Source organism: Microbacterium sp. AG1240, assembly GCF_003635115.1.
Classification (GTDB): Bacteria; Actinomycetota; Actinomycetes; order Actinomycetales; family Microbacteriaceae; genus Microbacterium.
Genome location: NZ_RBXJ01000004.1, coordinates 149680 through 163961, shown reverse-complemented (window position 1 = coordinate 163961; position 14282 = coordinate 149680). Strand labels below are relative to the sequence as shown.

Genomic DNA, 14282 nt, shown 5'->3' with positions numbered 1-14282 from the left:
TCGATTGCGGGTGGGGTCAGCGTAAACGCGGATGCTTCGCGTTCACCGGGGGTTGCGCGGCGAACGCGCACTCCGCAGGGGGAATGCCTCCCGCCCGTCCGCGTTGGGCCGGGGGATGACTTCCTCCACGAACACCTCCTCCCCGTCCGCTCCGAATCGCCGCGCGCTCGTCGTGGGCGCGACCGGGATCGGTGGTTCGGCCCTGGTCGATCTGCTCGCCGAGAGCGGATGGCAGGTGACCGCGCTCTCCCGACGCCCCGGTGCACCGCGCGCCGGCGTGCGAGCGCTGTCTGCGGATCTGCGATCGGCGGACGACCTCGCCCGGGTGCTCGCGGATGAACGCCCCACGCACGTGTTCTTCACGGCATGGTCGCGTCAGTCCACCGAGGAGGAGAACATCGCCGTCAACGGCGGTATGGTCCGCGACCTCCTCTTCGCCCTCTCCGCCGCACCGGTCGCCCACGTCGCGCTCGTGACGGGGCTGAAGCACTACCTCGGACCGTTCGAGGCGTACGGGCAGGGAGCGATGCCCGATACGCCGTTCCACGAGGACGAACCGCGACTGGACGCCCCGAACTTCTACTACACCCAGGAGGACGAGCTGTTCGCCGCCGCCGCGCGCGACGGGTTCACCTGGTCGGTGCACCGCTCGCACACGGTGATCGGCCACGCGGTCGGCAACGCGATGAACATGGGCCTGACCCTCGCCGTCTACGCATCGATCTGCCGCGAGCTCGACGCGCCATTCGTCTTCCCGGGGTCGCTCTCGCAGTGGAACGGGCTGACCGACATGACCGACGCGACCGTGCTGGCCGAGCAGATGGTGTGGGCGGCCACATCCGAGGCGGGTCGCGACGAGGCCTTCAACGTCGTGAACGGCGACGTCTTCCGGTGGCGCTGGATGTGGCCGCGGCTGGCCGCGTACTTCGGTGTCACACCCGTCGGCCCCGGCGAGAACCCCCAGCCTCTGGCGGAGCGGATGGTCGACGCGCAGCAGGTCTGGGACCGTGTGGTCGCGGCAAACGGACTCGTCGAGCCCGACGTCACCCGCATCGCGTCGTGGTGGCACACCGACGCCGACCTCGGCCGCGAGATCGAGGTCGTCACCGACATGAGCAAATCGCGCCTCGCGGGGTTCACCCTCCACCACCGCACCGTCGACTCGTTCACCGCACTGTTCGACCGCTACCGGGCGGAGCGCCTGATCCCCTGAGCGGAGGCGGTCTCCGCGGAACGACGTGGTGTCATCGGGCGATGTCACTCGATGTCGATGCGTCGTGTGGACGGGATGGCCTCGATGGGCGTACTGTTTCGGATCGGTGAGGCAAGCCTTACCTCACGAGGCCGACCTGATGGGGCGCCCCTCGTTCCCGTTTCCCCATGCAAGGACGTCCGCCCGTGTTCGCGACCTTCCTCATCGGCCTGCGCGAAGGCCTGGAGGCTGCCCTCGTCGTCGGCATCCTCGTCGCCTACCTGTCGAGATCCGGCCATCGCGACGCGCTTCCCCGACTCTGGGCCGGGGTCGCGCTCGCCGTGGCCCTCTCACTCGGCATCGGGGCGATCCTCACCTTCGGCGCGTACTCCCTGACGTTCGAGGCGCAGGAGCTCATCGGCGGACTCCTCTCGCTCGTCGCGGTCGCGATGGTGACCTGGATGATCTTCTGGATGCAGCGCACGGCCCGCACGCTGAAGAACGATCTCGAGAGCGGGGTGCAGCGCGCGCTGGTCGCCGGCAGCGTCTGGGCTCTCATCGCGATCGGTTTCGTCTCGGTCGCCCGCGAGGGGATCGAGACGACCCTGCTGCTGTGGTCGATGGTGCAGTCGTTCGGCAACGCGCCCGATGCGCTCCTGGGCGCACTCCTCGGTCTCGCGTGCGCGGTCGTGCTCGGGTGGGCGGTGGCCAGGGGGATGCTGCGCCTGAACCTGCGGGTCTTCTTCACCTGGACGGGCGCGTTCCTCGTCATCGTCGCCGCCGGCGTGCTGGCCTACGCGATCCACGACCTGCAGGAGGCCGGCGCCCTTCCCGGCCCCTTCACCGCCGGCGCCCCGCTGGACACCGCGAACGGCGCCGTCGCGACCGGGTGGGCGGCCCTCCCCCTCGGGTGGGCCTTCGACCTCTCCGTGGCCGTGCCTCCGGGCGGACCGCTCGCCGCCATCCTCCAGGCCACGATCGGCTTCATGCCGCGGATGACGTGGCTGCAGGTCATCGCGTGGTGCCTGTACATCGCCGTCGTCGGTTTCTTCTTCGTCCGCGGCGCATCGGGGCGCACCGCTCGAGCGACATCCGCCCCCGCAGCGCCGACGAACTCCGCCCGCGGCACCGGGATCCCCTCGAACGGCGCCGGCGTTCCCGCCGCCGGCGCGCCCACCACACAGCAAGGAGCAGTATGAACACCTCTCGTCTCGTCGGGGCGGCAGCAGCCCTCGGGGTCGTGACCGTCGTCCTGGCAGGTTGCGTCGCGAAGGCCGACGTCGCCGCATCCGATGCCCTCACCGTGACGTCGACCGCCGACGGGTGCGCGGTGTCGGGGTCGAGCGCGACGAGCGGCACCCTCGCGTTCGACGTCACGAACAGCGGTGACGAGGTGACGGAGTTCTACCTGCTCGCCGACGACGGCCTGCGCATCGTGGGCGAGGTCGAGAACATCGCCCCGGGCGCGTCGCGCACCCTCACCGTCGTCGCGCAGCCCGGCGACTACTTCACGCTCTGCAAGCCCGGCATGATCGGCGACGGCGTCGGCCGGGCCGGCTTCTCCGTCAGCGGCGACACGGTCGCGATCGACGGACCCGACGCCGAGCAGAAGCAGCAGGCCGTCGACCTCTACGCCGCGTTCGTCAAAGATCAGGTCGGCCAGCTCGTGCCCGCCGTCGACGCGTTCGTCGCCGCCTACGAATCGGGCGACGATGCGGCGGCGCAGGCGCAGTTCCCGCAGGTGCGCGCGTTCTACGAGCGCATCGAGCCCGTCGCCGAAGCGCTGGGCGACCTCGATCCCCGCATCGACTACCGCGAGGTCGACGCTGTCGCCGAGGGGCTCGACTGGACCGGGTTCCACCGCATCGAGAAGGATCTCTGGGTTCCGGCTCAGGATGCCCTGAACGCCGACGGCGAGACGCCCGCCTGGCAGGACTGGGCGCCGTCGACGGCCGAGGAACGCGCCTCCTACGGCGACCAGCTGATCACCGATGTGCAGGAGCTGTACGACTACGTGCACTCGGCCGAGTTCCAGACGGCACTCGACGCACAGGGCGTCGCGGGCATCTCGAACGGCGCGATCGCGCTCCTCGACGAGGTCGCGACGGGAAAGATCAGCGGCGAGGAGGACTGGTGGTCGGGGACCGACCTCTCCGACTTCGCCGCGAACGTGGAGGGGTCGAAGATGGCGTTCTCGCTCGTGTCCGACTTCGCCGCCTCGAAGGGCGACGAGGGTGCCACCCTCGTCGACGAGATCGACGCCGGCTATGCCGACCTCGAGGCCTCTCTGGCCGCGCACGGTTCGCTCACCGACGGTTTCGTCGGCTACAGCCAGCTCACCGAGGCCGACAAGCGCGAGTTCACCGACCTCATCAACGCACTGGCCGAGCCGCTCTCTCAGCTCACCGTGACCGTCCTGGAGTGATGTGACCACCGAATTCGACGAGACGCCGCGCGCCGACGCCCCGCCGGCTGACCCCGCAACCGGCGTCTCGCGCCGCGGGCTGTTCGGCTGGGCGTTCGGGGCGGGCGCCGCGGGCCTCGTGATGGGAGCCGGCGGCGGCGTCGTGGCCCAGCGCACCGCCGCCGCGGCGACCACGGTCGACCCGGCGACGGCGGCGTACGAGTTCTACGGCACGCACCAGGCGGGGATCACGACCCCCGTGCAGGAGCACCTGCACTTCGCCGCGTTCGACATGATGGCGCGCACCGACCGCGATGACCTCATCTCGTTGCTGCAGGACTGGACCTACGCCTCGGCGCGGATGTCGCGAGGGCTCGAAGTCAGTGCGACCGGAGCGGTCGGGGGCTCCCCCGAGGCCCCGCCGGACGACACCGGAGAAGCGCAGGGACTCGCCGCGAACGGTCTGACGATCACGTTCGGCTTCGGTCCGTCGCTGTTCGACGACCGCTACGGACTCGCCGGTGCGCGCCCCACGGCGCTCGAGCGCCTGCCCGCGTTCCTCGGCGACGATCTCGACCCCGCAGCATCCGACGGCGACCTCTGCATCCAGGTCTGCGCCGACGACCCCCAGGTGGCCGTCCACGCGATCCGCAACCTGAGCCGCATCGCGTTCGGACGCGCGCGGATCCGCTGGTCGCAGCTCGGCTACGGCCGCACCTCGCGCACGACCACGGGGGCCGCGACCCCGCGCAACCTCTTCGGATACAAGGACGGCACGGCGAACATCCTCGCCGACGACACGGCCGCCCTCGACGAGAACGTGTGGGTCGGTGCGGGCGACGAACCGGCGTGGATGGCGGGCGGCTCGTACCTCGTCGCACGCAAGATCGCGATGATCATCGAGACGTGGGACCGCGTGCGCCTCAGCGAGCAGGACCGCATCGTCGGCCGCGACAAGGGACGGGGAGCACCCCTGTCGGGCGGCGACGAGTTCACCGAGCCCGATTTCTCGGCGACGGATGCGGCGGGCGCGCCTCGCATCGACCGCACCAGCCACGTGCATCTGGCCCACCCCGACAACAACGGCGGCATCCGCATCCTTCGCCGCGGGTACAACTTTGTCGACGGCAACACCGACCTCGGCAGGCTCGACGCGGGGTTGTTCTTCCTGTCGTTCCAGCGCAGTCCCGAGCAGTTCATCAGCCTGCAGAGGGCGTTGTCGACCGACGCGATGCGCGAGTACATCCGTCACGTGGGTTCGGGGTTGTGGGCCGTGCCCCCGGGGGCCGCGCCGGGTTCGTACGTCGGCGCGGGGCTGTTCGCCTGACCTGCGCCGTTTCGGGGCGGGTTTCTCCGCTCGGGGCGCGAAATGTCGCGCCCCGCGGCGAGAAACGCGCCCCGAACCGCACCGTCACGCGCTGTGGACGGCGCGCATCCGATCCCACACGACCGCCAGGTGGTCGGCGAGAGTCGTGCCGTCGGCGGAGTCGAGCCACCCATCGAGGGCGACGTCGAAGACGGAGACCGCCATCGCCGCGAGCAGTCGCGCGTCGAGAGGGGCGAGCCCGCGCGTACTCAGCGCACTCGCCACGGCCTCGGAGAGACGCGCCGACTTGAGCAGCTCCCGTTCCTTCAGACGGTCGTCGGTCTGGATGAGCGTTCTGCGGCGTCCGATGGCCTCGCGCCACCGCTCGAGAGGTTCGACCGCGGAGGCGAGTGCTCGCTCGACGAGTTCCGACGGGCCCAGGTCACCCGGCAGGCCGGTGAGCGCGGCGCCGACGACGTCGGGGAACTCCCGGTCGCGGAGGAAGAGCACCTCGCGCTTGTCGGCGAAGTGCCGGAAGAACGTGCGGGTCGTGAGGCCCGCACGAGCCGCGATCTGCGGAACCGTCGTCGGCCCGTAGCCCTGCTTCTCGAAGAGATCGACCGCGGCGTTCTCCAGACGCAGTGCCGCGTCGGGCGCCCATCGACTCATGCAGCCACCTTACGACACTTCGTGTCATCATGGTCATGACACGACGTGCCATCACGCGATCAGAGGACCACAGATGCCGACCAACACCGCCGCGTGGATCGACGAGCCCTACGCCGATCTCACCGTTCGAGACTCCCCCTACCCCGCCGCATCCCCGACGCAGATCATCGTGCACGTGCGAGCCGTCGCGGTGAATCCGCTCGACGCGATCACGCAGTCGAACGGACGACTGATGTATCGCTGGCTGACCTATCCCGTCGTCCTCGGCGAAGACGTCGCCGGCGTCGTCGTATCGGTCGGGGGCCAGGTCACCCGGTTCCGGCCGGGCGATCGGATCACCGCCTACGCCGTCGGGATGGAGAAAGGGCGCGATCACATCGCCGAAGGGGGGTTCCAGGAATTCGTCGCCGTCGAGGAACGCCTGGCGGCACCGCTCCCCGAGCGCATGGCGTACGCCGATGCGGTCGCACTCCCCCTCGCGGTGTCAACGGCAGCATCCGCCCTGTTCCAGGCCGACAACCTCTCGCTCGCACACCCTTCGCGCAACGCTCCGAGCCGCGACGAGACGGTCGTGATCTGGGGCGGGGCCACCAGCGTCGGGGCGAACGCGATTCAGCTCGCCCGCGCCGCCGGCTACTGCGTCATCGCGACGGCGTCACCCCGCAACCATGCGCGGCTGCGCGAACTGGGCGCGGCACACGTCGTCGACTATCGCGACCCCGACGTGGTCGAGAAGGTGGTGGCGGCAACTCGGGGAACCTCGACCGTCGGCGTGCTGGCGGTCGCGACGGGGTCGGCCGAGCCGTGCGTCGCGATCGCCATCGCGACCGGCGCGAAGAGGGTGGCTCTGGCGAGCCCTTCCGTCTCGTTCTACGACCAGCCCCGCCGCGGCGGACTCTCCGCCGCTCGAGCGCGCATCATCGGCCGCCTCGTCACCGGTAACGCCGTTCTTCAGGTGCGATGCGCGCTGAGGGGTGTGCGCGCCCGGTTCGTGTGGGGCAGCTCGCTCATGGACAACGAGGTGGGCCGGATGCTGTGGACCGACTACCTGCCCTCGGCGCTCGCCGATGGACGCCACGTCGCCTTCCCCCCGGCACGGATCGTCGGCCACCGCCTCGACGACGTGCAGGCCGCTGTCGACCGACTGCGTGCAGGCACCTCGGCGGAGAAACTCGTCATCGCGCTGAGCGAGGACGCACCCGCCGAACGGTGACGCCCGGCGACACATGCCAGGCGGCGCCCGCGCCCACGACATCGATCACCCCGTCGCGGACGACGACGACGGTGTGCTCGTCGATCGCGTAGCCCTCCGGCACGAGACCGGCGTCAACCGCTGCCACGAGCCGCGACAGCGTGCCCCACTGCGCGGCGTGCACGTCGATCGCGAACGGCACGAGGCCGAGACCGTCGGCGACCTCGAGCTCGTCGAGCTCCTCCGACGCACCCTCGTCGCCGACCTCGACGCCGTCGAGTCGGTAGCCGCCGAGCAGTGCGCGGCCGGCGGCGATCGCCGAGCCCGCCGAGAACCCGAGATACGGTGCGCCACGCGCGACGAGGGAGCGGATGGATGCGGCGAGCGCCCCGCACGCGTCGCGGTAGGCCGGGGTGAGTCCGCCGCCGACGGCGATCCCGTCCGCACCGTTGAGGGCGTCGGCGGCGAAGGCCTCCCCCTCGTCCACCGCACGTATGACGACGTCGGCCCCGGCGGATCGCAGCGGCGCCGCGAACCGTTCGGCGGTCTCCTCGTCGCCGGGCTCGCGCACGATCAGCAGATGGATGCGCGGCCGCGCCGCGGCATCCGCCCTCCGCTGCGCGGCGTCTTCGACGAATGCGGCGAACAAAGGTGCCAGGCGCCCCGCGTCGCGTCCGCCGCCGATCAGATGGATGCTGCCCGTTCGCCGCGTGCCGGAGTCGCCCATGCGACCATCCTCCTTCGTCGCGGGCCTGGCGAACTCACACCTCGCTCCCAGGTTCGAGGGACCAAAACCGGGGCCGCGTCCGTTCTCTCCAGTGACGCCGCAGCCAGCGGGCGCGATCCGAGGAGGACACCGTGAGCACCGACTACCGAAAGACTCCCGAGGCGCTGAGCCGCCTCACCCCGAACGAATACCGCGTCACGCAGGAGGACGCCACGGAGCCCGCGTTCCGCAACCGGTACTGGGACAACCACGAAGCCGGCATCTACGTCGATGTGGTCTCCGGCCAGCCGCTCTTCTCGTCATCCGACAAGTTCGAGAGCGGATCGGGATGGCCGAGCTTCACCAAGCCCATCGCCCCGTCCGTCGTGACCGAGAAGACCGACCGCTCGCTCTGGATGAAGCGCACCGAGGTGAGATCGGCCGGCGCCGACAGCCACCTGGGGCACCTTTTCGACGACGGCCCCCGTGATGCGGGAGGATTGCGCTACTGCATGAACTCGGCCGCACTGCGGTTCGTGCCCGTCGCCGAGCTCGAGGCGCAGGGCTACGGCGCCTACCTGACACACTTCGACACGCTCAGTGACAATGAAGGAGAGATCGCATCATGACCAGCGGACCCAGCGACACCGGAGCCATCACCCGCACCCCGGGCACCGAAACGGCGGTTCTCGCCGGCGGGTGCTTCTGGGGCGTCGAGGACCTCATCCGCCGCCAGCCGGGCGTGCTCGACACGCGCGTCGGCTACACCGGCGGCACGAACGACCACGCCACCTACCGCAACCACGACGGCCATGCCGAGGCGGTGGAGATCGTCTTCGACCCCACGAAGACCACGTACCGCGACATCCTGGCGTTCTTCTTCCAGATCCACGACCCGTCGACCCTGAACCGTCAGGGCAACGACGTCGGCACGAGTTACCGCTCGGCGATCTTCCCGCTCTCCCCCGAGCAGGAGCAGGTCGCCCGCGACACCATCGCCGACGTCGACGCATCCGGGCTCTGGCCGAACAGGACCGTCACCACGATCGAGCCCGAGGGTCCGTTCTGGGAGGCCGAGCCGGAGCACCAGGACTACCTCATCCGCATCCCGCACGGCTACACGTGCCACTTCGTGCGCCCCGGCTGGGTGCTGCCGAAGCGCGCCGAGGCGTCAGCCTGACCCGAGCGCGAACGAGAGCCGCGATCCCGCAGGGGTCGCGGCTCTCGTCGTATGCGGCGTGCGGATGTCGTCGGTGCGGAGCACACTGGCCTCATGAGTGGTGACGCCGCATCCTGGGTGCTGCACGTCGACCTCGACCAGTTCATCGCCGCCGTCGAGGTGCTGCGGCGACCCGAGCTCGCCGGAAAGCCCGTCATCGTGGGCGGGCGAGGCGACCCCACGGAGCGCGCCGTCGTGTCGACGGCGTCGTACGAGGCGCGCGCGTTCGGCGTCGGTTCGGGGATGCCGCTGCGGATCGCCGCGCGGAAGGCGCCCGACGCCGTCCTGCTCCCGGTCGACGCTCCGGCTTACACCGCGGCGTCCGAGCAGGTCATGGCGACGCTGCGCGCGCAACCGGGTGCCACCGTGCAGGTGCTGGGGTGGGACGAAGCGTTCGTCGGGATCCACACCGCCGAACCGGAGGCCTACGCGCGCGCGATCCAGGCCGCCGTGCTCGAACGCACCCTGTTGCACTGCAGCGTGGGGATCGGCGACACCCTCGTCAGAGCGAAGATCGCGACCGACTTCGGAAAACCCCGCGGTGTCTTCCGCCTGACGGCCGAGAACTGGTCGTCGGTGATGGGCGACCTTCCGACCCGGGAGCTCTGGGGTGTGGGCTCGAAGGTCTCGCGCCGACTCGCCGCCCACGGCATCCTCACCGTCTCGCAGCTCGCCGACGCCGAGACAGACCTTCTCACCGCCGAATTCGGGCCGAAGATGGGGCTCTGGTACCGGCAGCTCGGTCGCGGCGAGGGCTCAACCGAGGTCGACGACACTCCGTGGGTGGCGCGCGGTCACAGCCGTGAGACGACGTTCCAGATCGACCTCGTCGACCGGGCCGACATCGAGCGCGCGGTGAGCTCGATGCTCGACCAGGTGCTGGATGACGTCGCCGCCGAGCAGCGCCCCGTCGTGGGCCTCGGCCTGAAGGTGCGATACGCCCCCTTCGCCACGAAGACGTTCACGCGCCGCGTGGCGACGACGGACGACCGCGCGGCCGTGATCGCGGAGGCGATGGCGCTCGTGGCGAAGATCGACCCGGATCGTGCGGTGCGTCTGCTCGGTGTGCGCGCCGAGATGGCCATGCCCGACGACGCGAGAGAGGGCCACACGCCGACACGCGGCGGCTGGTGAGTCCTCGCGCGCCGACCGGCAAGCCCTCGTCGCGATCCGAGCGGCGCGCCTAGGCTCGCGGCATGCACACGCACGACGTGATCGTGATCGGCGCGGGCCTTGCGGGTCTGCGCTGCGCGACAGACCTCGCTCGAGCCGGTCGCGACGTGGTCGTGCTCGAGGCGGGCGACGCCGTGGGCGGGCGCCAGCGCACCGACGAGGTCGACGGCTTCCTTCTCGACCGCGGGTTCCACGTGCTCAACCCCGCCTACCCGGCGATGCAGCGCGGGGTCGACATCGCGGCCCTCCGCCTGCAGCGCTTCCCGGTCGGCGTGCGCGTGCGCCGGGAGCGCACCGTCGCAGAGATCGCCCACCCGCTGCGGCACCCCGCGAGCATCCTCGAGACCCTCCGAAGCGGCCTGATCGGCGGGGCGGATGCTGTTGCCCTCGCCCGCTGGTTGGCACCGGCACTGCTGGGCCCGCGCACCATGATGGCTGCGCCCGACCGAACGCTGCGGGAGGGGTGGGATCGAGCACGACTGTTCGGCACGCTTCGCACCGAGGTGCTCGCGCCGTTTCTCACCGGGGTGCTCGCCGACGATTCGCAGACCACATCCGACGCCTTCGTCCGTCTGCTGATGCGCATGTTCGTCCTCGGACGCCCGGGGCTCCCCGAGCGCGGAATCGGCGCGCTTCCCGCGCAGCTCGCACTCACCGCGACCGCCGAGGGGGTCGGCATCAGACTCGGCCAGCGGGTATCGCGCCTGCGGCCCGACTCGGGCGGGGTGCAGGTCGACGTCGACGGCGGTGACGCGATCTCCGCCGCTCTCGTCGTCGTCGCGGTCGGACCCGACGCGGTCTCCGACCTCATCGATCTGCCTCGCCCGCCGATGCGCGGACTGCAGACGTGGTGGTTCGCGACCGACACCGCTCCCGCAGCGTCCGCGATGATCAGTGTCGACGCCCGCAGGCGCGGTCCGATCGTGAACACGGCGGTGATGTCGAACTCCATCGCGTCGTACGCACCGCGCGGACGCCACCTCGTGCAGGCGACCTGTCTGCTGCGCGCCGACGGCGTCGAACAGGCGACGGAAACCGATGTGCGCCGTCAGCTCGGCGAGATCTGGCAGACGGGTGCGGCGTCGTGGACCCTGCTACGTCGCGACGACATCCCCTTCGCCCTCCCCGCGCAAGCGGCTCCCTTGCGCGCGACGACGCGCGCGAGGATCGCCGACGCGGTCTTCGTGGCGGGCGACCACCGCGCCACCGCGTCGATCCAGGGCGCCCTCGCCTCCGGAGAGCGGGCCGCGCGCGCGATCCTGGCCGCCGGCCGCGAGAGAGCGATCGACGATCGCCCCTAGCCGAGCGGTCGAGGGGCGTGGTAGCGTTGGCCATGTCCCGATCCGGGGCCCCGCGTCGAAACCCTCTGCCTCAATGTAGAGAACAGCAACCCCGACGTTCTTCCCCGTCTGAGACGGCTCATATAACCCCTAGATTTTGCGTAGTGAGAGCACCATCGTGTCGCCTCCTCCGCCCTGCTGAAAGCTTGTTTTGACGCTCGTCACCGTACCTCCCTTCACACCCCGCTCCTCCTCTTCATCCGTTCACTGGCGCCAGGCCGATGCCGACATCCTCGTCGCCACCGATGCCGGTGAGTACGCCGGGTTCGTCGCCACCGCAGCCGACGGCTACGACGCGCACGGCCCCGTCGGAGAAGACCTCGGTCGCCACGCGTCTGCCGCACTCGCGCAGACCACGGTAGAAGAAGCTCGCGCAACGATCGCCACGCGCCGGGTCACCCCGCGCCGGTCGCGTTCGTTGAGCCTCATCCGTCCGCTCCGCACACGTCGGAGCGGCACACACGGTCGCTGAATGCGGCCCGAAAAGAAAAAGGAAGAACACGATGGCCACTGGCACCGTGAAATGGTTCAACTCCGAAAAGGGCTTCGGCTTCATCGCTCCCGATGACGGCTCCGCCGACCTGTTCGCGCACTTCAGCGCGATCGCCGGCAGCGGCTTCAAGGAGCTCCAGGAGAACCAGAAGGTGGAGTTCGACGCTGAGCGCGGACCCAAGGGTATGCAGGCTGCGAACATTCGCCCCCTCTGAGACTTCTCCGGCCGGGCAGCGCGAGCTGTCCGGCCGGTCGGTCTTGGCCCTCGCGCCTCCTCCGTCGTTGCGGAGACTCCGAGGGCCGGCAGTACGACCCCGTGGGTCAGTTGGATCGAGAACCCGGCCGAGCTCATCGCCGCCCTCTCGGTGACCACTCCGCAGGCGCGAACACTCGGAGAGTGCGGCCCGTCAACGCGACCGCGAACGCCGAACGAGCGCCGCGATGAACCGCCAGCCCACGAGAGCTGCGAACAGGGTCAGCGTCGCTACGACCACGAAGGCGACCGCGGTCCCCTGTCCTGACAGCGCCCGCAGCAGCATCCCTCCCACGACCGTCGTCACCCAGACGCCGATTCCGACCCGGACGGGCGCGGCCGGCCCCCGCCACGCGCGAGTGACGAGCCACCCCAGGGCGAGAGCGGCGAGGAACGGCCACGCCGTCGCCGCGAGCCCGCTCCACACGTCGCCGTCGTGCGTCGCACGCCCGGTCGCGGCGAAGGCGACCACCAGCGCGGCGTCGAGAGCGAACGCCGCCGCCACCCTCAGACCCGTCGGCCGGCCCGAGGTCGCGCGGTCCGTCACGCGTCGACCTCGCGCGGCGCGAGCCCGGGCGTCAATGCCTCGCGCTCGTCGAAGACGAAGCAGTCGCCGCTCCAGTGGGCGCGTCCGACCCGCTCGAAATAGCCGAGGATGCCCCCGTCGAGCTGGTAGGCGTCCACCCCCTCCTCCCGGAGATGGATGGCGGCCTTCTCGCAGCGGATGCCACCGGTGCAGAAACTCACGACCGTCTTGCCGGTCAGGTCGTCGCGGTGGGAGACCGCAGCATCCGGGAACTGCGTGAAGCGTTCGATACCCCAGCTCAGCGCGCCGTCGAAGGTGCCGTAGTCGACCTCGAACGCATTGCGCGTGTCGAGCAGCACCACCTCGCGCCCGCGATCGTCGTGACCGCGATCGAGCCAACGACGAAGCGTCTCGGCATCGACGGCCGGGGCGCGGCCGGCGACAGGGCGGACTGCGGGGCGGTCCATGCGGATGATCTCGCGCTTGACCTTGACGAGCATCTTGCGGAACGGCTGCGCGCTCGACCAGCTCTCCTTCGGCGCGAGCGCGGCGAATCGCTCGTCGGCGGTCAGTTGCGCGAGGAATGCGCGCAGGTGCCTCTCTTCGCCGGCGAGGAACAGGTTGATACCTTCCTCGGCGAGGAGGATCGTGCCCTTCAGCCCCGCATCGACGGCACGCGTTCGCAGCACCGGGCGCAGAGCGCCCGCATCGTCGATGGGCGTGAACAGGTACGCCGAGACGTTCAGGACGGAGGGCACCGGCTCAGCGTACGCAAGCTCGGCGCCCCCCTCCAATCCGCGCGTGTGGTCGCGTCAGAGATCGAACTTCTCGTTGTCGCCCTCGTACTTCTCACCCGTGACCTTGTGCTTCACCAGAGCGACGATCGTGGCGACCTTGCCGCCGGGGCTGTCCCAGTACTCGCCGCTGACGGTGTCCACCTTGAGGAGGGTGACATCGGGGTCTTCGGGCCCCTCGGGGAACCAGGCTTCCACGGCCGGGTTCCACAGCTCGCGCAGCTTCGCACCGTCGTCGACGATACTGGCCGTGCCCGCCAGGGACAGCCACGAGTCGTTCGAGCTGAAGGAGACGCCGACGTTCGCGTCACGGGAGACGTGCTCCACCGCTGACGCGTGACGGCCGATGATGAACCACAGGTCGCCGTCGAACTCGCTCTCCTGCACGGTGAGCGGGTGCGCGGTCAGCTTGCCGTCCTCATCACGGCTGGTGAGCATCGCGAAGCGGAAGTCCTTGAGGAGGCTGTTGAGCTTCTCGAGTTCGGAGGGGGTTGCGATCATGACGCGGCCTTTCCAGGGGTGGGTCGAGGTATGCCCCTATGCAACGCCCCCGCACGCGCCGACGCACGCCGTTGACACCGGGCGTGAACGGTGCGACAGGCTCACCGTCCCGCCGCGGATTCGAGGCCGTCCAGTTCGGCGAGGGCCGCGCGAGCGCGTGCGACGCGGTCGTGCTCGGGTTCGTCCCACCAGTACGGACCGCGTTCTCCGAGTCCGTGCTTCGCGAGTCCGACGCGATGCCGGGCCGCGGCGACAGCAGCATCATCGCCGGCGCGTTTGGCCACTCCCACGCCCGAGCGCCCCTTCCCGAGGTGGGAGCGCAGGGCCGCGGCGAGGTCGTCGGGCAGGCAGGGGTCGGTGCGGCGCCACCGACGTCCGTCGATGACCAGCCAGCGTTCGTCGTCGGTCATGGTCGGCCCATCATCGCATCGGAGAGCTATGCCGCGACGTGCAGCGTGTCAACGGCCCGAGGCCGCAGCGGGACGGCGGTAGCGTGGCTGGTCAGCCGCCGAGGA

The 14282-nt window shown here is 70.3% G+C and carries 17 protein-coding genes; 11 read left to right on the top strand and 6 right to left on the bottom strand.

Annotated elements, in window-relative coordinates; all coding sequences use genetic code 11:
• Positions 1 to 115: 115 nt before the first annotated feature.
• From DEU34_RS15680 to efeB, 4 genes are all read left to right on the top strand, one after another.
• Positions 116 to 1213, top strand: a complete 1098-nt coding sequence (locus tag DEU34_RS15680) for an SDR family oxidoreductase (protein WP_121151911.1) — start codon at positions 116 to 118, stop codon at positions 1211 to 1213.
• A 185-nt stretch (positions 1214 to 1398) separates the two neighbouring features.
• The gene (efeU, locus tag DEU34_RS15675; protein ID WP_121151909.1) at positions 1399 to 2391 is read left to right on the top strand and encodes an iron uptake transporter permease EfeU; all 993 of its coding nucleotides are present in this window, start codon (positions 1399 to 1401) and stop codon (positions 2389 to 2391) included.
• Positions 2388 to 3617 carry an iron uptake system protein EfeO gene (gene efeO, locus DEU34_RS15670; RefSeq protein ID WP_121151907.1) on the top strand — a complete coding sequence of 410 codons (1230 nt, stop codon included), beginning with the start codon at positions 2388 to 2390 and terminating at the stop codon, positions 3615 to 3617. The genes efeU and efeO overlap by 4 nt, the downstream gene beginning before the upstream one ends.
• A gap of 1 nt (position 3618) precedes the next feature.
• Positions 3619 to 4923, top strand: coding sequence for an iron uptake transporter deferrochelatase/peroxidase subunit (efeB, locus tag DEU34_RS15665; RefSeq protein ID WP_121151905.1), 1305 nt, complete (start codon positions 3619 to 3621; stop codon positions 4921 to 4923).
• An 84-nt stretch (positions 4924 to 5007) separates the two neighbouring features.
• Here efeB and DEU34_RS15660 read toward each other — a convergent pair whose 3' ends face one another.
• Positions 5008 to 5571 carry a TetR/AcrR family transcriptional regulator gene (locus tag DEU34_RS15660; RefSeq protein WP_121151903.1) on the bottom strand — a complete coding sequence of 188 codons (564 nt, stop codon included), beginning with the start codon at positions 5569 to 5571 and terminating at the stop codon, positions 5008 to 5010.
• Positions 5572 to 5644: 73 nt separating this feature from the next.
• Here DEU34_RS15660 and DEU34_RS15655 point away from each other — a divergent pair, with 73 nt between their 5' ends.
• Entirely contained in the window at positions 5645 to 6784 is a 1140-nt protein-coding gene (locus tag DEU34_RS15655) for a zinc-binding alcohol dehydrogenase family protein (protein WP_121151901.1), read from the top strand.
• Here the strand turns inward: DEU34_RS15655 and DEU34_RS15650 are convergent.
• Positions 6747 to 7490, bottom strand: a complete 744-nt coding sequence (locus DEU34_RS15650; RefSeq protein ID WP_121151899.1) for a Type 1 glutamine amidotransferase-like domain-containing protein — start codon at positions 7488 to 7490, stop codon at positions 6747 to 6749. The two genes, DEU34_RS15655 and DEU34_RS15650, sit on opposite strands and share 38 nt — an antisense overlap.
• Positions 7491 to 7621: 131 nt before the next feature.
• On the opposite strand from DEU34_RS15650, the gene msrB reads away from it, so the two are divergent.
• The 6 genes from msrB to DEU34_RS15620 all read left to right on the top strand — a co-directional run bounded on the left by msrB (position 7622) and on the right by DEU34_RS15620 (position 11908).
• Positions 7622 to 8098 carry a peptide-methionine (R)-S-oxide reductase MsrB gene (gene msrB, locus DEU34_RS15645; RefSeq protein WP_121151897.1) on the top strand — a complete coding sequence of 159 codons (477 nt, stop codon included), beginning with the start codon at positions 7622 to 7624 and terminating at the stop codon, positions 8096 to 8098.
• Entirely contained in the window at positions 8095 to 8649 is a 555-nt protein-coding gene (gene msrA / locus DEU34_RS15640; RefSeq protein ID WP_121151895.1) for a peptide-methionine (S)-S-oxide reductase MsrA, read from the top strand. The genes msrB and msrA overlap by 4 nt, the downstream gene beginning before the upstream one ends.
• A 93-nt stretch (positions 8650 to 8742) precedes the next feature.
• Entirely contained in the window at positions 8743 to 9822 is a 1080-nt protein-coding gene (locus tag DEU34_RS15635; RefSeq protein ID WP_183042523.1) for a DNA polymerase IV, read from the top strand.
• 62 nt (positions 9823 to 9884) lie between these two features.
• The gene (locus DEU34_RS15630; RefSeq protein WP_121151893.1) at positions 9885 to 11162 is read left to right on the top strand and encodes an NAD(P)/FAD-dependent oxidoreductase; all 1278 of its coding nucleotides are present in this window, start codon (positions 9885 to 9887) and stop codon (positions 11160 to 11162) included.
• Between the two features lie 190 nt (positions 11163 to 11352).
• On the top strand, positions 11353 to 11673 hold the full coding sequence (locus DEU34_RS15625) for a hypothetical protein (RefSeq protein ID WP_121151891.1): 321 nt from the start codon (positions 11353 to 11355) through the stop codon (positions 11671 to 11673).
• A gap of 31 nt (positions 11674 to 11704) precedes the next feature.
• On the top strand, positions 11705 to 11908 hold the full coding sequence (locus tag DEU34_RS15620; RefSeq protein ID WP_116648472.1) for a cold-shock protein: 204 nt from the start codon (positions 11705 to 11707) through the stop codon (positions 11906 to 11908).
• A 192-nt stretch (positions 11909 to 12100) separates the two neighbouring features.
• Here DEU34_RS15620 and DEU34_RS15615 read toward each other — a convergent pair whose 3' ends face one another.
• From DEU34_RS15615 to DEU34_RS15600, 4 genes are all read right to left on the bottom strand, one after another.
• Complete coding sequence (locus DEU34_RS15615) at positions 12101 to 12493, bottom strand: DUF3054 domain-containing protein (RefSeq protein ID WP_220659966.1); 393 nt, start codon at positions 12491 to 12493, stop codon at positions 12101 to 12103.
• Positions 12490 to 13230: a sulfurtransferase gene (locus DEU34_RS15610; RefSeq protein ID WP_121152066.1), complete on the bottom strand. Its 741-nt coding sequence runs from the start codon at positions 13228 to 13230 to the stop codon at positions 12490 to 12492. Before DEU34_RS15610 ends, DEU34_RS15615 begins: the two co-directional genes overlap by 4 nt.
• 54 nt (positions 13231 to 13284) lie before the next feature.
• On the bottom strand, positions 13285 to 13767 hold the full coding sequence (locus tag DEU34_RS15605) for a pyridoxamine 5'-phosphate oxidase family protein (RefSeq protein WP_121151889.1): 483 nt from the start codon (positions 13765 to 13767) through the stop codon (positions 13285 to 13287).
• 101 nt (positions 13768 to 13868) lie between these two features.
• The gene (locus tag DEU34_RS15600; RefSeq protein ID WP_121151887.1) at positions 13869 to 14177 is read right to left on the bottom strand and encodes a biopolymer transporter Tol; all 309 of its coding nucleotides are present in this window, start codon (positions 14175 to 14177) and stop codon (positions 13869 to 13871) included.
• Positions 14178 to 14282 lie beyond the last annotated feature (105 nt).

Bases quoted from the DNA above. Each gene is read 5' to 3' on its own strand.
- DEU34_RS15660 (WP_121151903.1), bottom strand. From the start codon at position 5,571: ATGAGTCGATGGGCGCCCGACGCGGCACTGCGTCTGGAGAACGCCGCG.
- DEU34_RS15650 (WP_121151899.1), bottom strand. From the start codon at position 7,490: ATGGGCGACTCCGGCACGCGGCGAACGGGCAGCATCCATCTGATCGGC.
- DEU34_RS15630 (WP_121151893.1), top strand. From the start codon at position 9,885: ATGCACACGCACGACGTGATCGTGATCGGCGCGGGCCTTGCGGGTCTG.
- DEU34_RS15655 (WP_121151901.1), top strand. From the start codon at position 5,645: ATGCCGACCAACACCGCCGCGTGGATCGACGAGCCCTACGCCGATCTC.
- msrA (WP_121151895.1), top strand. From the start codon at position 8,095: ATGACCAGCGGACCCAGCGACACCGGAGCCATCACCCGCACCCCGGGC.
- DEU34_RS15600 (WP_121151887.1), bottom strand. From the start codon at position 14,177: ATGACCGACGACGAACGCTGGCTGGTCATCGACGGACGTCGGTGGCGC.
- DEU34_RS15635 (WP_183042523.1), top strand. From the start codon at position 8,743: ATGAGTGGTGACGCCGCATCCTGGGTGCTGCACGTCGACCTCGACCAG.
- DEU34_RS15680 (WP_121151911.1), top strand. From the start codon at position 116: ATGACTTCCTCCACGAACACCTCCTCCCCGTCCGCTCCGAATCGCCGC.
- efeO (WP_121151907.1), top strand. From the start codon at position 2,388: ATGAACACCTCTCGTCTCGTCGGGGCGGCAGCAGCCCTCGGGGTCGTG.
- DEU34_RS15605 (WP_121151889.1), bottom strand. From the start codon at position 13,767: ATGATCGCAACCCCCTCCGAACTCGAGAAGCTCAACAGCCTCCTCAAG.
- DEU34_RS15620 (WP_116648472.1), top strand. From the start codon at position 11,705: ATGGCCACTGGCACCGTGAAATGGTTCAACTCCGAAAAGGGCTTCGGC.